Genomic DNA, 20,184 nt, shown 5'->3' with positions numbered 1-20,184 from the left:
CCCGCCAGATCACATTCGCCACATCGTCGGAAACGAGCAAAGCGCCGTCCTCCGTCTCGGCGAGCCACACGGGCCGCCCCCAGATGCTCGGCGCCACGCCGGCCTCGGTATGCTCCTCGCCCTCGAACCCGGCCATGAACATCTCATAGCCCGGCTCCGCCTTGCCGTCATGGAAGCGCACCCTCGCTATTCCATGCGCGGGGGGATTTCCGTCCTCCTGCGACGTCCCGTGCAGCACCACCAGCGCATCGCCCTGATAGTCGGGCGGGAACCCCTCACCCTTGCAGAAGAAAAGGCCGAAGGGCCCGGAGCGCGGCAGGAAAAGCATGTCCGGCACCTCGGTCGTCTGCACGAGATCGGGTCGCAGATCGCCATATTGCGGATCGGGATGCGGCCCCAGATAGGCATAGGGGAAGCCGTAAAATGCGCCGGGCTTCACACGGGTGAGATAATCGGGCACGAGCCCGGCGCCCAATCCTTCACGCTCGTCGACAACGGTGTAGAGATCGTCCGTTCCCGGATAGAATGCGAGGCCCACCGGATTTCGAAGTCCCGTGGCGACACTTGACTGCATCTGACCGTCGGCGCGGAAAAGCTGTATCGAGGCACGCGGGGCGGGATCTTCGCCGACATTCGTCTCGCTGCCGATGGAGACGAAGAAATGGCTTCCGTCGGGCGCAAAAAGAAGCTCGCGGGTGATGTGGCCGCCACCCTTGCCGAGCGCCCCGGGCCGCGTCACCATGATGCGCGGGCTCGCCTTCAGCGTCTCGGGATCGAAATCGATGCGCCAGACCGCGCGGCGATCGGCGACATAAAGCGCGCCGTTCGCATAGGCGATTCCGGAAGGATCGCTGAAGCCCGACGAAAAGACGGACGTCGTTTCGGCAACGCCATCGCCGTCTGCATCGCGCAAGGCGACGATATTGCCCTCATGCATCTGCGAGACGAACACGACGCCACCGCGCGCGGACGCCATCTCGCGCGGCCCCGATAGTCCCTCGGCAAAGATCCCAACCTCGAATCCAGGCGGCACTTTCGGAAGCGTCGCCTCCGCGCGGGGTATCTGCTGAACCGGAATATGCGCGGGCTCGGGCGCAGCATCCGACTGCGCGAGCGACTGATAGGGCGCGGGAAGATCCGAAAGGCGCACTTCGAAACGCTGGCCGACGAAGCCGACATCGGCAGCTTGCGCAACCGGCGCGACGACGAGAGCGGCAAGGAAAGCAAGTCGCTGCAACGCGGATGTCGTCGATGATAACGCGATATGGCTTTTCATGGCTGAACTCGCCGCAACGATAACGCCACCGCCTTGCCCGCGCAAATCAGACCGGCTGCGCCTCGCCAAGCCAGTGATCGAGAAAGTTCGACAGCCATGCCTTGAGCGAGGCGTCGTATTGCATGCGGCCGATACGATGATGCTCGTCGGGCTGCGCGCCCGGCTGGCCGAGGCGATGACGCGCCATAATCAGCCAGGCATTCATCATCAACGACGTCAGTTCGGGATGAAACTGAATGCCATAGGCCGACTTGCCATAACGCATGGCCTGCACGGGAAAGTCGTCGCCCTCCGCAAGCTGCACCGCGCCGCGCGGGAGGTCGAAGCCTTCGCCATGCCATTGATAGACATATTGCGGATTGTCGAAGAGATGCTCGCCATGCTCGGTCGGGCGGATCGGAAAATAACCGACTTCGCAGCGCTGATCCTCGCGGCCATAGACGCGGGCGCCGAGATTTTTCGCCATGAGCTGCGCGCCGAGGCAGATGCCGAGATAGGGCTTCTCCTCTTTCAACGGAACGGAGATCCAGTCCGTCTCGGCACGGATGAAGGGGAGATTGTCATTGGCGCTCATCGGCCCGCCGAAGATCACGGCGGCCGAATGCTCATCCATGGTCGGGGGCAAGGGATCGCCGAGCGAAGGACGGCGAATATCGAGTTCGCAACCCCGCGCGCGCAGCTCCTGGGCCACTCGGCCCGGATTGGAACGCTCCTGATGGAGGATGATGAGTACGCGGCGGGTCATGCTTCAAATAATTTTGCCTTCGCGCCGCGCGGTTTCAAGGCGGCCTGAAGGCGAAATTATGTCCCCCGCCGCCTTAAGCGATGGCGAGGGACATTTTGGTCACAGTCCGGCCCGAGCCTCGATCACATGGCGCTGATGCCGCCATCGAGCTTGAGCTCGGCGCCGGTCATGAATTTCGACTCGTCGGAGGCGAGATAAACGACCGCATAGGCGATGTCGTCCGGCTCGCCGATGATGCCGAGCGGCACCTGCTTGGCGAGCTTGCGGGTCAGCTCTTCCCTGGACATGCCGCGCGCCATGCCGTCGAGGATCGGCGTGTCGATGAAGGTCGGATGGATCGAGTTCGACCGGATGCGGTAGCCGCGCTTGGCGCAGTGGAGCGCCACCGACTTCGACAGCAGCCAGACGCCCGCCTTGGCGGCGTTATAGGCGGCCATGTTGTGACCGGCGATCAGACCCGCGATGGACGAGGTATTGATGATCGAGCCCGGCGCATGCGGCACCATGTAGGGGATCGCATATTTGCAGCCGAGGAACACCGAATCCACGTCGACCGCCTGCACTCTCTTGAAGGTCTCGAAATCCGTGTCCTCGACCGTCGTGCCGCCGCCGATGCCGGCATTGTTGAAGAGCACGTTGATGCCGCCCATGGCCTTGTCCGCCTCGGCGAGCGCCGCCTTCCACTCATCCTCGCGCGTGACGTCGAGAGAAACGGCGAAAGCCTTGCCCGGATAAAGCGCGTTGATCTCTTCGGCCACTGCGGCAACGCCCTTCGCATTGATGTCGGCGACGGTGACCTTCGCGCCTTCCTTTGCCAGCATCAGCGCCGACGCCTTTCCCAATCCTTGCGCGCCGCCCGTGATGAAGGCCATCTTGCCTTCGACGCGTCCTTTGCGTTCCGCCATCTCACTCTCCTGTGAAGTTTGGTTTGCGTTTTTCGAGGAAGGCGCTGAGCGCCTCCTGCTGATCCTTCGAGGTCGCGGTCAGCGCGAACTGATCGCGGTCCATATAGGTGACGGCGGCGTTGAGCGCCTTGGCCGCCATGTCGATCGACTGTTTGGACATGCGCACGGCGACCGGCGGCAGGCCTGCAAATTTCCGCGCCAGCGCGAGCGCCGCCTCGAGCGCGGCTCCGTCTTCCGCCACCTCCTCGACAAGGCCCCATTCGAGCGCCTGCGGCGCATGGAGTTTCTCGCCGAGGATGGTGAAGAGTTTGGTCCGCGCCGGGCCCATCAGGTTCACCAGCCGCGGATTGCTGTGCCAGCTCATGTTCATGCCGAGCGGAATTTCCGGCAGGCGGAAATAGGCGCTCTTCGCCGCAACGCGGATGTCGCATGCCGCCGCCAGCGCCGCGCCGCCGCCGATGCAGAAGCCCTCCACCGCAACGATCGTAACCTGTTCCAGCCGCTCCCATGCGTCGCACATGTCGGGCCCGATCTTCATGGCGTGACGCCGGGCGAGCAGGCCCTTCTCCTTGCGAGAGGCGGTCTCGGGATCGGTGAGATCGGCGCCCGCCGAAAAGCAGCGCTTCGTTCCCGTAAGCACGATAGCCGTCGTTTCGAGATCGTCCTCGAAGCCGCGGGCAACGGCGGTAAGCTCGCGCATCGCCGCTGCGGACAGCGCGTTGAGGCTGTCGCCGCGATCGAAATGCACAATCGCCACGCGTCCCTCGCGCTCGATGCGTGTGAAGTCGCCCATGTTTCCCTCGCCTAGAGCATCGCCGTATTGGACGGCACGCCGAGAAAGAGACGACCTGTCAGCTCGTAGGTCGCCTCGCTCACCATCATGTGTTGGGTAGCGACATGAACGTCGCGGAAATGCCGTTGCAGCGCGGAGCTGCGATAGACCGAGCTGCCGCCCGCCAGCGTATACATGAGATCGACAGCGCGCGCAGCGGAGCGCACCGCATGCGTCGTTGCAAGTCTGATGTCGCGGCGATGCTCGACCGTGATTGCGCCGTCGCGCGAGGCGGCATCCCATGCGGCATTGACCGCCACATCAAGAAAGGCGCGAGCCGAGCGAACCAGTGCCTCGGCCTCCGAAACGTCGATCTGCGCCTTGGCCCGCGTCGCAAGAGGCTTCGACGAACCTTGCGGCGTCTTGCCGCCCGCCAGCGTCACGAGTTCGTCGATCGCGCCCCGCGCAAGGCCGAGCGCGACGCCCGCAATGCCAATGCCGAGAAGGCCGAATGTGGGAAAGCAATAAAGCGGCAAAGGCAGCGGCTTGTCGCTGATGAGGCTGACCGCGCGGGACACGGGCACGAAAACGTCCTTCACCTCGAAATCGGTGCTGCCCGTGCCGGCAAGGCCCGACACGTCCCATGTATCGTGCATGATCACATCATCCGCCGGGAAGATCATCATGCGGTTCTGGGGAATACCTTCCGGCGCCATTTCCGGCTTGCCGTCATCGCCCAGAATGAGCGCGCCGCCCATGATCCAGCACGCATTGCGCGAGCCGGAGCCCCATTGCCAGCGCCCGTTGACGCGATAGCCCGCGACGCCCTTTTCCTCTGCCCTGACCGCCTGCCCGCGCGGCGCGAAGACGCCAGCGATGATCGCCATGGGATCGCCGAAGATCGTCCGCGCTTCATCGGCGGCGAGAAAGCCCGAGGTCATCCCCGAGGTCGCACCAATGAAGACGCACCAGGCCGCAGACCCGTCGACGCGAGCAAGCCGCTCGACCACATCGACGAGCACCAGCGGATGCGCTTCATGCCCACCATAAACGGCGGGGATGCAGAGCCGATGGAGGCCGAGCCGCGCCGAGAGGTCGGCAAGATCCTGCGGCAGGAAGCGATTGCGCTCGATTTCGATGGAGCGCCCCTCCAATGCTGCGGCATAGGTCTCCGCCGCGTCGCGCGGATCGGGAAGAGTCGATGGCTTGCTCATGCCGTTTCCTTCATGCGCCGAGCTTCAGACGGTTCGCGATGTTGTTCTTCTGCATGTTGGACGAGCCGCCGACGATGGGCAGGCTCACCGCGTCGCGGACATAGCGCTCCATGTCCATGGAGTCTGAAAGCCCGTAAGCGCCGGTGACGCGCTGGCACATCTGCGTGACTTCGGCGGCGGCCTCACAGCAGAAAAGTTTGGCCATGGATGTCTCGACCGAGCAGGGCCGCCCCTTATCGGCGAGCCATGCCGCGCTATAGAGCATCAGCCGCATGGCGCGAACTTTCGTCCGCGCATCGGCGAGCGTGTGGCGGATGGCCTGATGATCGGCGATGGCGCGGCCGAACTGGATGCGCTGCCCGGCGTAAGTCCAGGCATCGGCGACGGCTGCCTCCGCAAGACCAAGCGCGCAGGCGGAGAGTTCCAGCTTCTCGACTTCGAGGGCGCGGCCCGCAAGCTGCTCCCAGCCGCGGTTCCACATTTCCTCGCCGCCGAGAATATTCGCCGCCGGCACGCGCACCTCGTCGAAGGAAACATCCTTCGTCTCGACGCCGCGAATGCCGAGATGGCCGAGCGGCGTGATGGTGATGCCCGGCAGCGTCGGCGGCACGAGCACGATGGAGAGGTTCTTGTAGCGCGCCTCTTTCGGCCCCGAACGCAGAAGACAAAAAATATAATCGGCGATATGCGCGCCGGTGCACCAGCGCTTGGAGCCGTTGATGACAATCTCGTCGCCCTCGCGCCGCGCATGCGTCTCAACGGATGCGAGATCGCCGCCGACATTGGGCTCGGAGAGACCATAGGCGAAGAGAAGATTGCCCGATGCGACCTTGGGCAGAAGCGCCTGCTTCTGCGCTTCGCTGCCGCGCTCGCCGAGATTCATGCCCGCGTAGCAGACCGCCATGATGTAGGGACAGGCAACCGCGACGGATCGCTTCGCAAGCTCCTCGATCACGGCCATGGTCGCATAGATGTCGATGCCCGCGCCGCCGTAGCGCTCCTCGGTGGTGAGGCCCATCATCCCCATGGCGCCGAGCTTCGCCATCACCTCGCGCGGATAGATATTGCCGCGATCCCATTCCCGCGCTTTCTCGCGCGGCATTTCCGCATCGACGAAACGGCGCATGCTATCGCGCAACATGCGGACATGTTGCGGCTCATCGAAATTGAGAGGCTGATCTTCCGTGACAGCATCCATGCTCAGCGCCCCTTGAAATGCGGCGCGCGTTTTTCGAGAAATGAATGCACCGCCTCGCGATGATCATCGGTCGCGAATGTCTGCATCTCATAGGCGATGGAGGCATCGAGGATCGAATGGGCGAGTTGCTTCAGGCCGATATTGACGGCGACCTTGGAATATTTGATGGCCTTCGTCGCGCCGCCGGCGAGCCGCGCCGCGAACGCGTCCACCTTCGCGTCGAGTTCGGCATCGGGGACGACATGGTTGATCAGGCCGATGCGTTCCGCCTCGACGGCAGGCACCGGATCGCCGGTCATCAGATATTCCTTGGCCCGTGCATAGCCGACAAGTTGCGGCCAGATGATCGCGCCGCCGTCGCCCGCGACGATCCCCGCCCGTACATGAGGATCGGCGAAGCGGGCATTGTCGCTTGCAAAGATCACGTCGCACATCAGGGCGAGCGTCGCGCCGAGGCCCACGGCGGGACCACGCACCTTGGCTATGATCGGCTTTTCGAGGTCGAGGAGCGAGAAGACGATGCGCTTCGCTTCTGCCGCGTCGGGACCGATTTCACCGGCCTCGAAGGAACGCTTCATCCAGTTCAGATCGCCGCCGGCGGAAAAGGCCTTGCCCTCGCCCGTCAGCACGATGACATCGGAATGTGGATCGTCGGCCGCATCGAGAAAGACCTGCGACAGCTCACGATGCATTTCGCCGTCGACTGCGTTCATCAGCGCCGGATTTGAAAGCGCGAGCGTCAGCACGCGGCCCTGGCGGCTCGCCTTGATGCGTGTGTAGCGCGCAAAATCCGCGGTGCCGGTTCCCGACATTCTTCCCTCCCCATTTTTATTTGTTGCGACGATTTTGACGCGCGGCTTCCTCAATGGAAAGCGTCGCGTGGCGAGGACAAAGAAAAACCCCGGCCGCGCGGGCCGGGGTTTCATCCTCAGGTCGATAGCCGGGCGGCTGTAGGTCAGCTGCCCGAGGTGAAGTGGAAGCCGACGGCCTTTTCCGCTTCGGCGGGCGTATCGGGCTGAACCTTCACGCCGGGTTCGCCATAGACCACGATCTGACCGGCCGGGCCCTGCGTGACGGCGGCATAGCCGAGACGATCGGCGCGCACGACTTCGGTGAAGTTCGCGCCCTTGTCCGAGCTGTAGCCGACATAGCCCTGCAGGCCAACGAGAACGACCGTACCGTTGGCCAGTTCCACGCCGCCGCTGACCGACTTGTCGGTGCCGCTGTTGATCTTGGTCCAGGTAAGGCCGTCATCCGTGCTGCGATAGACATTGCCACGCATGCCGAAGATCAGCGCCGAGCCGTCCGAAAGGGCGAGACCGCCCCAGAACGAGCCTTCGTAGCCCGTCTTGATTTCCTGGAAGGTCTTGCCCTTGTCGGTCGAGCGGAAGACCGAGCCGAACTCCGCGGCGACGAGGACCGTGCCGCTCTTCTCGCCGAACACCATGTTCAGATGCGAGTCGAGCTGGTTGCCCTCGATCAGCTGACGCTGGTTCCAGGTCTTGCCGCCATCCGTCGTCTCGATGACGAAGGCGAAGGCGCCCATGGCGAAGCCGTGGTTCTCGTCCTCGAAATAGACCGACATGATCGGCGACTGCGCCTTGACGTCATGATAGGCGAGCGTCCAGTTGACGCCGCCATCGTCGGTGCGGAGCACCGTGCTGTCGTGACCGCCGGCAAAACCGACCTTGTCGTTGACGAAGTAGACGCTGGTGAGCGTCACCTGGGTCGGCACCTTGGCGGCCTGCACCCAGGTTGCGCCCAGATCGTCGGAATAGACGACGTGACCGAATTCGCCAACCGCAACGAGGCGGTTGCCGACCTTCGTTGCCGCAAGCAGGAGATCCTTGGTGGCGAGGTTCGAGGGCGTCGAATATTCGACGGCATCCGCGGCAGCCTCTTCCGCATGAGCGCGCTGCGCGCCGAACGGCGCCGCCGCGAGAACCAGCGCGAGGGCAGCGGCCATGACCGGACGTTCGAGGACGGTCCGGAAGAACTGATTGAATTTCATGTGACTAGGGCTCCTAACTCGGGCGTTTCCGCTGCGTCAGCGTCGCGGAACCGTCCGTTCGGAGGTCGCGGCGCACTCTATTGATGTCCGGCTCTTGATGACCGGTTTGGCTGGTACTTTACAGGTCGGCAAGCCTGAAATCCGCCCGCGCCGCATTTCGGCCGGCACAGGGGTTCAGACAGAAAGAAGGCCGGACCTCGGTTCCCCGAGGCCCGGCCCACCTAGATTAGGCTCTTTTTTAGCGGACGCCAAGCTGACGAATGGCGTTCGGCGTATAGCGGCTCGGATCGAGCTCGTCGGCCGCATAGTTGACCGGCGGCTCTTCGTTCTGCATGCCCAGAGCCAGATAACGGCCAGACTGCAGATCGTAGACGGCTTCCGTAGCCGTGCCGCAGAGCGGAACCTGATAGCGCTGGAGTTCCTGGACTTCCTGGACGCGCCAGAGCTGACCACGGCCGTCATAAAGCTCGGCCACCGAGACTTCCCATGCGTCTTCATGGTTGTGATAGACGCGGCGGGCGTAAACGTGGCGAGTATTCGGACGGAGCTTCGCCTCGAAGTTCCAGGTGCGCTGCAGTTCGTAGCGGATCGCATCCTGGTTGAGGTGGAGCGGCTTCACGTAGTCCTTGTACTTCGTCGATTCCGCCTTGTAGTTGTTGACCGGGATGATCATCGGCTTCTTGTCGATGACGCTCCAGTCATAGCGGTCGAGGGCGCCGTTATAGCCGTCGAAGGCGTCCGACGTCGACAGACCATCCGAGTTCGTGCCCGGATTGTCGTAGGAGATGTTCGGAGCGCGGCGAACGCGACGCGTGCCGGGGCTGTACTGCCAGGCCTGACGACCGCCATTGAGCGTGGCGTTCAGGGCCTCGTACACCAGGATCACGTTGCCGGCTTCGCGGGCCGGGGCGATCGTGTTGGCGATGTAGTAGAGCGAGATGTTGTTCAGGTCTTCGGCCGCCTTCTTAGACGGGTCCGACCACTGCAGAATGGCTTCGTCCTGAACGATGTTGAGCGTGTAGTCGCCACCGCGCGTCACAGGGGCCGCCGCGAACTGACGCGTCAGCTTGAACGAGCGATAACGCAGCGTGTGGTTCCACATGATCTCGTAGGCATTGTTCGGGATCGGGAACGGGAAACCCATGATCGCCTTGCTGACGCCCGAACCACCGCCGGTGAGCTCACCGATCTGGGCGTTGGTCTTGGTCGCGGCATAGACGCGGTCCGGATAGGCGCAGCTGCGACGCGACGGATAGACGTTCAGCTTGTAATCCGGATAGGCCTTCATGAGGGCCTTGTGGCCATCGGTCAGAACATTGGCGTACTGAGCCGCGTTGGCGCTGGTGATCGTGTATTTGATCGGATCGCTGGCAAACGGATCGGGCAGACGGTCGCCGGGCTTGTAGGTGACATTGCTCGGAACGGTCGAAAGACCGCCGGTCCAGGCCGGAATATCGCCTTCGCCCGCCTTTTCGGCACCGATCGGGGTGAGATCGTTCCCTAGGCGGTTGACTTGGGCATCCGGCACTGCGGCCAGCGCGCTCGTACCGAGCGCGCCGAACACCAGGGCGGAGACCAACAAGGTCGTCCTTTTCATATAACTTCCCTCCACTTCATTCTTGTCTGACACCTGGTGTTTTTTCACCGAGGCTGCGTTTTCCGCTAACTCTTTTCAATCATAGCAAAACGGCATTCCTGCGCAAACAGAGCTGCGTGAGATTCCGCCTTCTATAGTTCGCGTATCGTATTTGAGGGCCGGGATTTTTTGCTGCACCGCAAGATGCAGTCATCTTCACTCCGTGGGCCAATCATGAAACGAGGCGGCGAACCGCAAAAAGGACCGGGGGCGGCGAGAATGCCGCCCCCGACTATTCGTCAGAATGTGTACGAGATGTTCACGGCCGCATAGTCGCGGTCGACCGAGTCATTGTACTTGTCGTTGCCGAAGAAGTTCGTATACGACACACCCGCTTTCCAGGCGCTCTGATAGGTGGCGTTGACCTCGAGGTTGATCGACTTGCGGCCCTGACGGTAGTTCGAGTACGGCGCCGCCGTATTACCCGAAACGTCGTGGCTGAAGGCGATCGACGGCGACAACGTCACAGCCGTACCGAAGGCGTTGTTGTACTGGAGCTGACCGAGAAGGACATAACCCCAGGACGTGGTTGTCGGACGGCAACCGTTACGGCTGGCGAGCGAGAGGAAGCTGCCGAGCGGAAGGTCCGTGCCGGTGGTGCAGACATTGCCCCAGCGAAGGCCACCAGCATGCGACTCATCCGGCGCGTCCGGCGTGTACACCATGCCGACTTCCGTCACCAGGATGCCGAGATCGGCGCCCGTCGCTTCGATGATGGAGTTCGAGTTGGAGTAGGTCGCCGTCGTACCCACCTGCGCCGTCCACATCTTGCTGCGGATATAGCCGTGGATGTCCCTCTGCGACGCGCCGGTTCCGAGATCGCCGCATTTGCTGCCATAGGTCTCGGGGTTGGGAATTTGCGTCAAAAGGGGGATCAGGTAGTTGTAGCTCGTCGCCCCCAGAAGCATCTGGAAGGTACAGGCGGTGTTCAGGCTGGCGAGGGTCAGCTGGTCCGTGTCGAGCTGCATGGGCGCATTCGGACGGAAGCTGAATTCACCCTGAACACCCCAGGTCCCGATGGTGGTGTTGAAGCTCGCACCATACATCTTGATGTTTTCGGGATATTCTAGGAACAGGCCGAGCGCCGGATCGTTCGGATCGGAAGCGAGCAGCGTCTGCGCACCGTCGGTGAGAACGCCCGCATAACCAGTGGCAGTGGGGACGATCACCGACTGCATAGCGATGAGCGCGCAGTTGATGATGGTGGCTTCGAGGATCGAACCATGCTGGATGGTCGTCGGACCAGACGAGGTCGAAAGACCCAGCGAAGCGAGGCTGACGCCGGCGATGCCGGCGGCGAAGGGACTCGTGGCCGCAGGCGCGTTCACCACCAGATACTTGCCGGCGCCTACACCGGTCGAGGCGTAATAGGAGTTCGCCATGGTCTCAGCGGCAGCAAAGACGCCATCGGTGTCAAGCAGACCGCCCTGGTTCATCTGGGCAACCATATCCGGGGTCAGACCGACCGGCACACCGTAGAGCTGCCCCGGCTGACCATTGGCCCCCGCTGTGCCCGAAATGCCATTGAGCGCATTACAACCGGCATAACCGAGACCACTCGTCGTGGAGCTCGAGGTGCCGCTGGTCGCCAGATAGGACTGCCAGAGCGACTTCGACGGATCCACGCGCACGCGTTCGCTCGCGATCGGCAGACGCGAATGCGTGTTGGAGAAATAGACGCCGAACTCGGTATTGTTCAGGTCTTCCGAGTACCAGCGCGCGGCAAGGCCCCACTGGCCGGAGTTCTTCGCATAGCGATCCGAGTCGCGCTTCACAACGCTCGAGTCGCCAGCCGCGAGACGGATGCGCTCCGTGTCGCCGACAGGCCAGCCGCCGAGACCGGCGACCGTGTTGTTATAGTTCGTGTAGTCGTAAAGCGAGCCGCCGAGATTGCCGCAACCCTTGTAGGGGTTGGAGGCATAGAGCGCGTTGAACATCGCGTTGACCGGGTTCGGATTCGAACAGTTGGTCATGATGTTGCCGCCGGGGCTGCCGGTCAGGAACGACGTGGCGCCGTAGTTGCCGCCAATGCCGCTGCCCGTCGCCACAACGTCGGACGACGCGAAGGGCGTGCCCGGCCGGTCGAGAGCGAAGGTGTCCCACTTCAGCTGATAGAAGGCTTCGAGCGAAAGGTTGTAGGGCAGGCCGATCGACGCATCGACAGCCCAGACCGGGATGAAGAATTCCTTCAGCTCGGCGCCGGGGCGGCGAACCGCGCTGACGTCGATCGGGTTGAAGGAGTTGATGCCGTTCTGGATGAACGTGCTTTCACCCCAGCTGATGACCTGCTTACCGGCGCGGATGTTCAGCGGCATGCCGCCAACGTCGTAGTCGGCGCTGCCATAGAGATCGAGGACCTTGATGTCGCGCGCCGCATCGGCCTTGCCGTCGACGAGATCCGAACGGGCATAGCTGCCGTTATTCGCGAGCACGAAGTCATAGTAGGACGCGAGGCGACCGAAGAAATGGTAGTTCTGGTAGGTCGCGGAGAGGTCGTTCGTCATCTTGACGACGCCGCTCGTCATATCCCACTTGTCGAAGTTCAGACGGCCGTCATCGGTATTGATGGAGCCCTGCAGCGACGTGGGTGCGTTGATGATGTTGAGCGGCTTGAAAACCGGCGGATTAGCCGGCGGGCCGCCAAATTCATTGCCCACCAATTGGTCGTTTATCGGCACGGCCGGGAAATGAACGTCAGCGCATGAAGGCGTACAAACAACATTTGTCGCCTGAAGCGGACCGCCATTGGAGGTCGGCAGCAGCGAGTTGTCGCGGCCCGACGTCCTGATCGACGCACCGGCACTGATCGTCGTGTCCAGATGGATATTGAGCTCACCGAAATTATATTCGATGGCGTTTGCCGTCCCCGCGGCCGCTATCAATCCTGCTGTCACGGCAGAGCCGAGCAGCAGCGATCGCAAGCTTCCTTTTATCATTGAGCGATCCTCCTCGATCGTCGATGGCTTTCACTAACTTTGCAGCTGGATCGGGAGGTTGAATCGGTTGTCGACTGCCCCCCCAGCCAGTCAGCATCCCTCAGCGACTAGCCCACCTGCAAAGTGCATCCAAGTCAAGGCGGAGATGGCGGCCGCTGCGCATTACATCGGCACATTGCCACCCTCTATTGCAATTTTGACACGTATAGGAATAAAAAACCTAACTCAGTCTCACCTAGATAATTCGACGGCGCGCATCCGATTACTGCGGCGCAACAACAATTCATATCGCACTGCAAAAACAAATGCGCCCGGCCTTCGAAAAGGCCGGGCGCATTCGCTCAGTTGACGGAGAATATATCGCCCTAGTGCATGCCTTCCATGCCCGGCATATCGGACATGCCCGCGCCGCCCGAGGCGTTCTCCTCGCCCTTGCGCATTTCTTCCGGCGTCTGAACATAGACGGACACTTCGACCGATCCCGCCTTCTCGAACACGAGCTTCATCGGGAACTTGTCGCCGCTTTTCAGCGGGGCCTTGAGGCCGATCAGCATGACATGGATGCCGCCCGGAGCGACCGCGACCGTCTTGCCGGCGGGAATGTCGAGCTTGTCCAGCTCGCGCATGCGCATCACGGTTCCGTCCATTGTCATGGTGTGAATCTGCGCCTTGTCCGCGACATCGGTTTCGACGCGGAGAAGCGCGTCATCCGTCGTGCCGCCATTCTTCAGGACGAAGTAGACAGCGCCGGTCTGGCCGGTCGTGGGGCGCGCCCAGGGATGATGAATGTCGAGCGCGCCGGCCTTGTAGGCATGGGCAAAGGCCGCCGGCGCTGCGAAGACGCCCAGGCACATGAGAACGGCAAGTGCTCGCCCGAGCCGGGCGAAATGGGCAGGAAGTGACTGCATGATGGGGTGCCTTTGGTGGTTGAGCCCCCGATCCTAAACCAAGGCAGGGAGATGCGCGACTGCGCCCCCATGCCGCCCCGGAAGGCTAGAAGGCCATTCGCAGTTGCAGCATGGAGCCGAGATCGAGCGCGCCCGCAACCTGCTCGGCATCGAGCCGCGCGCCCGCGTGAAGGCTGGCGCTCACGCCGTCAGAGACCATCATTCCGTAGGTCGCCCCGAAATCGGTCTCGTTGCCCGTGGGCACGAGGCTCGCGCTGCGGCGCTCCATGACGGCATTGCCCCAGAGGTCGTTGCCCGTCGCGACATTCAGAGATGCGGTGCCGGAAATGACGCGCAGCGGCTTTCTGAGCGTGAAGGAGAGCGAGTCATCGTCCGAGGCGACGCCCGTCTTCGAGAGCACGGCGCCGAAGCCCACACTCGTCAGGTCGGACATGTCCGAGATGATGCTTGTCGAGGATGTGCCCGTCCTCGTCACCGCGGTTACCGCATCTAAGCCGAGCTGGTATCCCGATCCGAGGTTGAAATTGGTGGCGACACCGACCGAGGTGCTGCCGTTGCGCCCGAAGCTCAACCCGCCGGCCGAAGGCGAGCCGAGCAACATCTGGCTTTCGCCAAGCAGCGCCGCGGTAAGCGAGACCTGCCAGGCCGGATCGCCCTGCGGTAGGAAAGTATAGGCGGCGGCGAAGCCATAGGCGTCGGGCACGTTGCCGAGCGGCGTGACGGACGCATCCTCGCCTCGCAGCGACGCGAAGGAGAAGCGTTCGCCGCGACCGAGATTGAACGCGGCAGTGGCGTAATGCGTGTCCGCCACCAGACCGAGCAGCGAGGTCGAAGCCTCCGCATCGGTGCCCATGAAGGCGCTCGCGCCGATCCAGCGCGCCTCGCTGAAGGACATGGCCGCGCCCGATCCCTCGCCCGCGCCGGTATAGGCGCCGTCGCTGGTCATGGACATCGACCACTGGCGCGGCGAAGAGCGGCGCAGCGGCGAGTCGCCGAAGCCCGCGCGATGCGCGCCCTCAGCCGGATCGAACAGGGGCCGCGCCATCTCGCCTGCATAGGACAGGCGCGAGCCGTCGCTGAACTCGACGCTACGCTGCACGGCGTCCGTCGACAGGGCCTGGAACGGCACGACGACGCTTCCCGTGCGCCGCGCCAACACGGTCGAGCCGAGATCGACATTGAAGTCGCGGTGATAGCTGTCGAAGGCGACGATGCCCGAAAGCGCCCTGGTAATGCCGGACAGATTTCCGACCGGCCCGCCCGCGCCGATGGCCGTGCCGCTGAGAGCGACCGTCTTGCCGCTGGAAAGAGTGGAGGTCGCCGTCGAGGTTGAAGTCACGCCACCGGAAGTTGCGAGGGCAAGCTGGCCGATCGGCTGGAAAGCGAGATCGACGCGGAGGAACCCCGAGCCATATGTCTTGTCGTGTCCCGCCACGCCGAGATCCTGGGCGGTCTGCATCATGATGCTGACGATGCCGCCCGGATTGGTGTTGAGGAGAAACGGCCAGCGCGCCGCGAGCAGACCGGCGGCCGCCGCGCCCTGCGGTGCCGCCATCGAAGTGCCCGACATCTGCGTGTAGTAGGTGCAGCCATATTGCGCCGAACAATAATTCGATGCGCCCCAGAGATTTTCACCATCGGCCATCAGCCAATGGTCCTTGAAATAGGAAACCTTGCCGGTGGTGGAGACGAACCCGCCCGTGCCCGCCGTGTTGCTGAAGGTGCTCAGCACCTTGCTGGCGTTGGTCGAACCCATGAAGAAGAGCTGGGCGATTGCCTTGTCCGTCAGCCCACTGATCATGGCGCTGTTCTGGAAAGGCTGCGCGGAATTGCCGCCGGCAAAGACGATGATGACATTCCTGGAAGCGGCATAATTGATGGCCGAGAGAATGTCCGATGTCGGCAGGAAGGTCAGGCTCAGATTGAGGATCTGGGCGCCGCGATCGACGGCAAGCCTGATGCCCGCAGCCACGCTGGTCGACGTGCCCGACCCGTTCGCGTTGAGAACCTTCATCTCGATCGCGCTCGCCAACGGCGCGACGCCGACCACGCCAGAACCATTGGCGCGGGCGATCATCTCCGAGGTGACGAACGTGCCGTGGCCATTGTTATCGGTGATCGCATAGGAGTTTGGACAGGTCGAAGCGGTGATCGTGCAGGCGCTGCTGGCTGTGTTGATGCCGCCGGCGAGATCCGCCTGGGTGGCGAGGCCGCCCGTATCGATGACGCCGAAGACGATGCCCTGCCCGTAATTCGCGCTGGCCTGCAGCGACGGCGTGACGCCGATCAGCGCAAGATGGGAGGAGTTCGTATATTCGTTTTTGGAAAGGGTGGCCGCCGATGCGGTTCCGGCGCCGGCAAGCGCCATGAGCAATCCGATAAAGCCTGCACGCAACGTCACGATCACCCCCGTTCGGAATCAATCCGTCAGGCGAGTCTAGCGCCAGCGGGTAAAGCGCCGGCTAACGAAATGTGAACGATTGTAATGGCAGCCCGAAAAGAGGGTCAGAGCTGTTTCCTGACCCAGCGCGACGTGTCGGAAATATCCTGGCCGGCGCCTTCGACCGTGCCACAGGCGGTCACGGCAACAGCCATGAGCAACATCAGGATGGCAGCGAGTTTTCTATTCATCGGAACGGCTTACTCCGGTTATTGAAGTGTCATCATACTATCATTCGCGGCCGTGCGGAAAATAGGGCACGGCGCGGCGAAGGGCCGCCAAGGGCCTGCGAACCATCCCGGAGTCTCGAATGACGGCCGACAACTCAGCCATTTCCACCGCCGCCCGCCACATCCGGGAGGCAAAAACCGGTGCTCTCGGCACCCTTCTGCCCGGCGGGCAGCCTTGCGTGACCTTTGTCAGCGTCGCGGCGACCGGGGCAGGCGAGCCGCTCTTCCTTCTCTCCGACCTGGCGCTTCATACCCGCAACATAAAGGGCGACCCCCGCGTCTCGCTCCTGTTGCGGGACAGCGAAGCGCCGGAGGAAGGCAACGACCCCCTGACCGGCTCGCGCCTCACCCTTGTCGGCAGGATCGCCCGCATGGATTCGGCCGAGGCCCGGGAGCGATATCTGAACACCCATCCCGAGGCGTCGGATTATGCCAATTTTTCGGATTTCGCCTTCTACGCCATGACGATCGAAAGCGGCCACCTCGTCGCGGGATTTGGCCGGATCGTCGAGATAGACGGCGCGGAGCTTCGCGCAGAGTTTCGCTGAGCTACATCCGCACCCGCGCCGATTTCGGATCGTAAAGCGGCTCGAGATGGATCTCGCAAGGCACCCGCGCCGTCGCGACCTCCAGTTCGTAGCGCCCTTCGCGCAGCCAATCGGCGCCGACGCCCTCGACGCGACGCACATAGCCGATGCCGATATTCCGCTCGACCGTATAGCCATAGCCGCCGCTCGACAGCCAGCCGACGCGCTCGCCATTGCGCAGGATGGTTTCGCGGCCCCACAGCGTCACGTCAGGATCGTCGACCGTGAAGCAGGCAAGCAGCTTTGAAAGCGGCGCCGCGCTCTGCGCGACAAGCGCCTCGCGCCCGAGGAAGGGAATGTCCTTCTTGAGCTTCACCGCCCAGCCGAGACCCGCTTCGAGCGGCGTATGGTCGGGCCCGATATCGGAGCCCCAGGCGCGATAGAACTTCTCGAGGCGCAGAGATTCGATGGCGCGGTAACCCGCATCGACAAGCCCGAAAGCCTCGCCCTCGCGCTTCAGCGCATCGTAAACCGTGAGTGCAAATTCCGTGGGAATATGAAGCTCCCACCCGAGCTCGCCCTCATAGGTCACGCGCAGCGCGAGCGACGGCGCGCCCGCGATGACGATGCCGCGCACATGGCCGAAGGGAAATGCCTCGTTCGAAATATCGTCTCGCGTCACGCGCGAAAGCACGTCGCGCGCACGCGGACCCATCAGCGACAGCGTCGCGTAGCCGGACGTCACATCGACGAGTTCCGCATCGCAACCTTCGGGAATGTTTCGCGCGATCCAGTCGAAATCATGCGTCGCAAAGCCGGTGCCGGTGACGATGTAGAAACGGTCCTCGGAAAGCCGCGCTATGGTGAGATCGCATTCGATGCCGCCCTTCGCATTCAGCATCTGCGTATAGGTCAGCGTACCCGGCGCCTTGGTGACATGGTTGGAGCAGATCCAGTCGAGCGCCGCGCCGGCGCCTTTGCCCACCAGCATGAATTTCGCAAAAGAGCTCTGGTCGAAAAGCGCCGCCTGTTCGCGCGTCGCCTTGTGCTCATGCCCCACCGCATCAAACCAGTTCGGCCGCGCGAAGCTGTAGCGTTCGACGCGCTCGTCATCATCGCGCGCAAACCAGTTGGGCCGCTCCCAGCCAAGCTTCTCGCCGAAAACGGCACTGTTCTCGCGCAGTCGGTCGTAGAGCGGCGAACGGCGCAGCGGCCGCCCGCTCGCATGTTCCTCGCCCGGCCATGCAATCGAATAATGCTTGCCATAGAGTTCGAGCGTGCGCGCCCGCACCCAGTCCACATCGCGATGCGGACGCCCGAAGCGGCGGATATCGACGGGCCAGAGATCGTAAGGCTGCTCGCCCGCGACGACCCATTCGGCCAGCGCCTTGCCCGCGCCGCCCGCGGACGCGATGCCAAAAGCATTGAAACCCGCGCCGATGAAGCAACGCGGACATTCCGGCGCTTCGCCCAGAATGAAATTCCCGTCCGGCGTGAAGCTCTCCGGGCCGTTGATGAAATCCTTGATGCCGACTTTTTCGAGCGCAGGCACGCGCATGATCGCGCGTTCCATGATCTGCTCGAAATGCTCGACATCATTGTTGAGAAGCGAGAAATGGAATCCTTCGGGAATGCCGTCGATCGCCCATGGCTTGGGGTTGGGCTCGTAGCCGCCCATGGTGAGGCCGCCAACTTCCTCGCGGAAATAGATGAGATTGTCCGGATCGCGCATGGTGGGCAGATCGCGCGTCACGCCCTCGATCGGCTCCGTGATGAGATATTGATGCTCGACGGAGACGAGCGGCACATTGACGCCAAGCTCGGACGCCACGGCCCGCGTCCACTGGCCGCCGCAGATCACCACATTCTCGCAGGCGATGCGGCCGAAAGGCGTGACGACGCCGGTGATGCCCTTTGCGTCGCGCTCGATGGAGGTGACCGGGCAATCCTCGATGATCTTCGCGCCGTTCATCCGTGCGCCGCGCGCCAGCGCCTGCGTGATGTCGGAGGGATTGGCCTGCCCGTCCGATGGCAGAAAGACCGCGCCGAGAACGCCCTTCAGATCCATCACCGGCCAGAGGTCCTGCGCCTCTTTCGGCGACAGCACATGCATCTCGAGGCCGAAGCTCCGCGCCGTCGTGACCTGACGCTTGAGTTCGATCATACGAGCCTCGGAACAGGCGAGCCGCAATCCGCCCGTCATGCGCCAGCCGGTCGCAAGCCCCGTCTCGGCTTCGAGCGCCGCATAAAGCGCCACCGAATGACCGAGAAGCTGCGTGATGTTGGCCGAGCTTCTGAGCTGGCCGACAAGGCCTGCCGCGTGAAACGTGCTGCCGCTGGTGAGCTTCGCCCGTTCGAGCAGAACGACGTCCTTCCAGCCGAGCTTCGCCAGATGATAGGCGGTGGAGCAACCGACGATGCCGCCGCCGATGACGACGGCGCGAGCCTGTGTGGGAATAGCTGTCATGGATGCACTCTAGAGCTGGCGGAAGGTCTGATAGGCACGGTCGAAACGCGCGAGATAGTCGACCGTATAGGCAGCATAGTCGAAGGCGATCTTCGAATGGAGTTCGGAAACCATGCTCCACATCGCTTCGCGCAGCAACGAGGCGGCCTTCATGGCTGAGTAGCGCCGCCAGAGATCCGCATCCGGCGCGCCGTCGAAATAGAGCGACAGCATATGCCGCTCCTCCGCCTCGTCGAATTCGCTGTTCGATGCAAGATTGGCCAGATCGAAAAGCGGGCTGTTGAAACCGGAATATTCCCAGTCGATGAGCCAGAGCCGCTTGCCGTCATCGATGATGTTGCCGGGCAGGAGATCGTTGTGACCGAAGACAAGGTCGATCTTGCCGACCGCCCTTTCGAGCTCTTCGGCGCGGGCGACGAGCCCGTCTAGCTTCGGTCCATGCGGGCTACCTTCTTCGCGCAGCCGCGCCGCGTAATCGCGCAACACATGAAAGACCCAGAAGGCGAGCACGGGACCGCGCAGATGTTTCGGCACCTCGCGGTGGCAGGCTTTCAGGACGGGCATGAACCGCGCGACGAAGCCCGGCGCACGCACCCCGTCTGCCGACAGCGCCCCGCCGCCCTCGATGAAGCGCGCCACGATGACGCCGGGCCGCGCATAAACGATCTCCGGCGAGATGCCGGCCTTGAAAGCGGCCTTCGCCGCATTGACCTCGTTGAAGCGCATCACCTGATGGACGGGAATGTCCTCGCCGATACGCACGACGAAGTTCCGGCCAGCGTCGGTGACGCGGAAGTTGAGATTGGTGATGCCACCCGTCAGCTGCTCCGGCTCGACCGGCCCCGACCAGCAGTCGAGCCCCTGCGCCAGACGCCTTGCCTCGCCGACCCGATCCACGCTCACGCCCCCGTTCACGCTC

At 63.0% G+C, this 20,184-nt stretch carries 17 protein-coding genes; 3 read left to right on the top strand and 14 right to left on the bottom strand.

The window, feature by feature from the left end; translation table 11 throughout:
- Window positions 1–661: 661 nt before the first annotated feature.
- On the top strand, window positions 662–994 hold the full coding sequence (locus tag ABFC66_RS02970; protein ID WP_346739460.1) for a hypothetical protein: 333 nt from the start codon (window positions 662–664) through the stop codon (window positions 992–994).
- Between the two features lie 84 nt (window positions 995–1,078).
- Complete coding sequence (locus ABFC66_RS02965) at window positions 1,079–1,255, top strand: hypothetical protein (protein WP_346739459.1); 177 nt, start codon at window positions 1,079–1,081, stop codon at window positions 1,253–1,255.
- Between the two features lie 67 nt (window positions 1,256–1,322).
- Here ABFC66_RS02965 and ABFC66_RS02960 read toward each other — a convergent pair whose 3' ends face one another.
- The 12 genes from ABFC66_RS02960 to ABFC66_RS02905 form a co-directional block, all read right to left on the bottom strand.
- Complete coding sequence (locus ABFC66_RS02960) at window positions 1,323–2,021, bottom strand: glutamine amidotransferase (protein WP_346739458.1); 699 nt, start codon at window positions 2,019–2,021, stop codon at window positions 1,323–1,325.
- A 122-nt stretch (window positions 2,022–2,143) separates the two neighbouring features.
- Entirely contained in the window at window positions 2,144–2,926 is a 783-nt protein-coding gene (locus tag ABFC66_RS02955; protein ID WP_346739457.1) for an SDR family oxidoreductase, read from the bottom strand.
- Window position 2,927: 1 nt separating this feature from the next.
- Window positions 2,928–3,719 (bottom strand): enoyl-CoA hydratase/isomerase family protein, encoded by a 792-nt coding sequence (locus ABFC66_RS02950; RefSeq protein WP_346739456.1) that lies wholly within the window; start codon window positions 3,717–3,719, stop codon window positions 2,928–2,930.
- A gap of 11 nt (window positions 3,720–3,730) precedes the next feature.
- Window positions 3,731–4,912 carry an acyl-CoA dehydrogenase family protein gene (locus ABFC66_RS02945; protein WP_346739455.1) on the bottom strand — a complete coding sequence of 394 codons (1,182 nt, stop codon included), beginning with the start codon at window positions 4,910–4,912 and terminating at the stop codon, window positions 3,731–3,733.
- Between the two features lie 10 nt (window positions 4,913–4,922).
- Window positions 4,923–6,110 carry an acyl-CoA dehydrogenase family protein gene (locus tag ABFC66_RS02940; protein ID WP_346739454.1) on the bottom strand — a complete coding sequence of 396 codons (1,188 nt, stop codon included), beginning with the start codon at window positions 6,108–6,110 and terminating at the stop codon, window positions 4,923–4,925.
- Window positions 6,111–6,112: 2 nt separating this feature from the next.
- The gene (locus ABFC66_RS02935) at window positions 6,113–6,922 is read right to left on the bottom strand and encodes an enoyl-CoA hydratase-related protein (RefSeq protein ID WP_346739453.1); all 810 of its coding nucleotides are present in this window, start codon (window positions 6,920–6,922) and stop codon (window positions 6,113–6,115) included.
- Between the two features lie 143 nt (window positions 6,923–7,065).
- The gene (locus ABFC66_RS02930) at window positions 7,066–8,121 is read right to left on the bottom strand and encodes a YCF48-related protein (protein ID WP_346739452.1); all 1,056 of its coding nucleotides are present in this window, start codon (window positions 8,119–8,121) and stop codon (window positions 7,066–7,068) included.
- Window positions 8,122–8,359: 238 nt separating this feature from the next.
- Window positions 8,360–9,718, bottom strand: coding sequence for a DUF1329 domain-containing protein (locus ABFC66_RS02925; protein ID WP_346739451.1), 1,359 nt, complete (start codon window positions 9,716–9,718; stop codon window positions 8,360–8,362).
- 278 nt (window positions 9,719–9,996) lie between these two features.
- The gene (locus ABFC66_RS02920; protein WP_346739450.1) at window positions 9,997–12,693 is read right to left on the bottom strand and encodes a DUF1302 domain-containing protein; all 2,697 of its coding nucleotides are present in this window, start codon (window positions 12,691–12,693) and stop codon (window positions 9,997–9,999) included.
- A gap of 365 nt (window positions 12,694–13,058) precedes the next feature.
- Window positions 13,059–13,601 (bottom strand): copper chaperone PCu(A)C, encoded by a 543-nt coding sequence (locus ABFC66_RS02915; protein ID WP_346739449.1) that lies wholly within the window; start codon window positions 13,599–13,601, stop codon window positions 13,059–13,061.
- An 85-nt stretch (window positions 13,602–13,686) separates the two neighbouring features.
- The gene (locus ABFC66_RS02910) at window positions 13,687–16,002 is read right to left on the bottom strand and encodes a S8 family serine peptidase (RefSeq protein WP_346739448.1); all 2,316 of its coding nucleotides are present in this window, start codon (window positions 16,000–16,002) and stop codon (window positions 13,687–13,689) included.
- 104 nt (window positions 16,003–16,106) lie between these two features.
- Window positions 16,107–16,232, bottom strand: coding sequence for an entericidin EcnA/B family protein (locus tag ABFC66_RS02905; RefSeq protein ID WP_346739447.1), 126 nt, complete (start codon window positions 16,230–16,232; stop codon window positions 16,107–16,109).
- Window positions 16,233–16,351: 119 nt separating this feature from the next.
- Between ABFC66_RS02905 and ABFC66_RS02900 the strand changes: the two genes are divergently transcribed.
- A complete protein-coding gene (locus ABFC66_RS02900; RefSeq protein WP_346739446.1) occupies window positions 16,352–16,819 on the top strand; it encodes a pyridoxamine 5'-phosphate oxidase family protein in 468 nt (155 codons plus the stop codon).
- 1 nt (window position 16,820) lies between these two features.
- On the opposite strand, the gene ABFC66_RS02895 is transcribed toward ABFC66_RS02900, so the two are convergent.
- Window positions 16,821–19,265: an FAD-dependent oxidoreductase gene (locus ABFC66_RS02895; protein WP_346739445.1), complete on the bottom strand. Its 2,445-nt coding sequence runs from the start codon at window positions 19,263–19,265 to the stop codon at window positions 16,821–16,823.
- Window positions 19,266–19,274: 9 nt separating this feature from the next.
- Window positions 19,275–20,180 carry a choline kinase family protein gene (locus ABFC66_RS02890; RefSeq protein ID WP_346739615.1) on the bottom strand — a complete coding sequence of 302 codons (906 nt, stop codon included), beginning with the start codon at window positions 20,178–20,180 and terminating at the stop codon, window positions 19,275–19,277.
- Window positions 20,181–20,184 lie beyond the last annotated feature (4 nt).

Source organism: Parvibaculum sp., assembly GCF_039680535.1.
In the GTDB taxonomy this organism is placed as follows: domain Bacteria; phylum Pseudomonadota; class Alphaproteobacteria; order Parvibaculales; family Parvibaculaceae; genus Parvibaculum.
The sequence above is the reverse complement of the archived record's forward strand: the minus strand, read 5'-3'. Positions and strand labels throughout refer to the sequence as shown.

Coding starts and splice junctions, on each gene's coding strand:
- ABFC66_RS02915 (WP_346739449.1), bottom strand. CDS start 13,601: ATGCAGTCACTTCCTGCCCATTTCGCCCGGCTCGGGCGAGCACTTGCC.
- ABFC66_RS02935 (WP_346739453.1), bottom strand. CDS start 6,922: ATGTCGGGAACCGGCACCGCGGATTTTGCGCGCTACACACGCATCAAG.
- ABFC66_RS02970 (WP_346739460.1), top strand. CDS start 662: ATGGCTTCCGTCGGGCGCAAAAAGAAGCTCGCGGGTGATGTGGCCGCC.
- ABFC66_RS02945 (WP_346739455.1), bottom strand. CDS start 4,912: ATGAGCAAGCCATCGACTCTTCCCGATCCGCGCGACGCGGCGGAGACC.
- ABFC66_RS02920 (WP_346739450.1), bottom strand. CDS start 12,693: ATGATAAAAGGAAGCTTGCGATCGCTGCTGCTCGGCTCTGCCGTGACA.
- ABFC66_RS02965 (WP_346739459.1), top strand. CDS start 1,079: ATGCGCGGGCTCGGGCGCAGCATCCGACTGCGCGAGCGACTGATAGGG.
- ABFC66_RS02940 (WP_346739454.1), bottom strand. CDS start 6,110: ATGGATGCTGTCACGGAAGATCAGCCTCTCAATTTCGATGAGCCGCAA.
- ABFC66_RS02895 (WP_346739445.1), bottom strand. CDS start 19,265: ATGACAGCTATTCCCACACAGGCTCGCGCCGTCGTCATCGGCGGCGGC.
- ABFC66_RS02955 (WP_346739457.1), bottom strand. CDS start 2,926: ATGGCGGAACGCAAAGGACGCGTCGAAGGCAAGATGGCCTTCATCACG.
- ABFC66_RS02930 (WP_346739452.1), bottom strand. CDS start 8,121: ATGAAATTCAATCAGTTCTTCCGGACCGTCCTCGAACGTCCGGTCATG.
- ABFC66_RS02925 (WP_346739451.1), bottom strand. CDS start 9,718: ATGAAAAGGACGACCTTGTTGGTCTCCGCCCTGGTGTTCGGCGCGCTC.
- ABFC66_RS02960 (WP_346739458.1), bottom strand. CDS start 2,021: ATGACCCGCCGCGTACTCATCATCCTCCATCAGGAGCGTTCCAATCCG.
- ABFC66_RS02905 (WP_346739447.1), bottom strand. CDS start 16,232: ATGAATAGAAAACTCGCTGCCATCCTGATGTTGCTCATGGCTGTTGCC.
- ABFC66_RS02950 (WP_346739456.1), bottom strand. CDS start 3,719: ATGGGCGACTTCACACGCATCGAGCGCGAGGGACGCGTGGCGATTGTG.
- ABFC66_RS02900 (WP_346739446.1), top strand. CDS start 16,352: ATGACGGCCGACAACTCAGCCATTTCCACCGCCGCCCGCCACATCCGG.